At 56.7% G+C, this 853-nt stretch carries 1 protein-coding gene; it reads right to left on the reverse strand.

All coding sequences use genetic code 11. The features are described 5' to 3' along the window. Positions 1-266: 266 nt before the first annotated feature. Positions 267-548, reverse strand: coding sequence for a hypothetical protein (locus tag N1058_RS24005; protein WP_265520099.1), 282 nt, complete (start codon positions 546-548; stop codon positions 267-269). Positions 549-853: the final 305 nt, after the last annotated feature.

The raw sequence follows: 853 nt of genomic DNA on the forward strand, positions 1-853 counted from the left end.
CGCCATGTCGGCGACAACTTCAAGGTCGGTCTCGGCTACAATTTCGGCCGCTTCTCCGACGACCTCAGAGACCTCACCCTCGACGATCAGGGCCTCTTCCTTAACGTCGTCGGAAAGTTCTGAACGGAAACTAGGTGTCGGCGCTGGCCTCAGCTTCACGTTGCACTGGGCCAATTATGAGATGGCAAACTGCAGCATCCCGAGCGCTGATCTTGCCTGCTCCTATCCGGCAGCCCGCCCGCCGCCGGATAGGAGGCTTCTCCCGGTCATAGATAGTCAAGCCAGCGGATGTGGCCGCGCCCGATACGTTTACGCCGGGCGAATACCGCAGCATCACTCATCCCTTCGCAAGTTGGATGCTGATCTGCGGCAGAGATCAGAAAGCGATGGAGAAGGTCTGCAGCATCCGCTTGCGGCATTTTTCCACCTGGTAGCGGTGAACGATTCGAAGGACGCCTAGGGCGGATACGAATATGGCAAGAAGATAATAATCCTGTGGCGAATGCGCCATTTTCAGCAATAATCTGATACTCGGCGCAATTTTTCATAATACCCCGTCCCTGGATTGTTATTAGCTTGACGTGATGAGACCATCAGACACGCAAGCATCTTACGACTGGGGCGGGTACGGAGAATTCCCGCGACAGCCACGGCAATTGAGGGCACGGCGTATAATGTGAGGCTACTCAGCCAGTCGGAGGTTACCAATCGGGGGCATCCATGCCAACTTCCAAGGGGCTGCCGCGGGCGGCACGTATTCTTGCCTAGCCACTGCACCGAGAACTGCGGGGAACCATGCTGTTGTCCACCGGCGGTCCCTCCATGACAGAAACCCTGTGCGTGGCTTGATGAA

Source organism: Nitratireductor luteus (assembly GCF_026162365.1).
In the GTDB taxonomy this organism is placed as follows: Bacteria; Pseudomonadota; Alphaproteobacteria; order Rhizobiales; family Rhizobiaceae; genus Chelativorans; species Chelativorans luteus.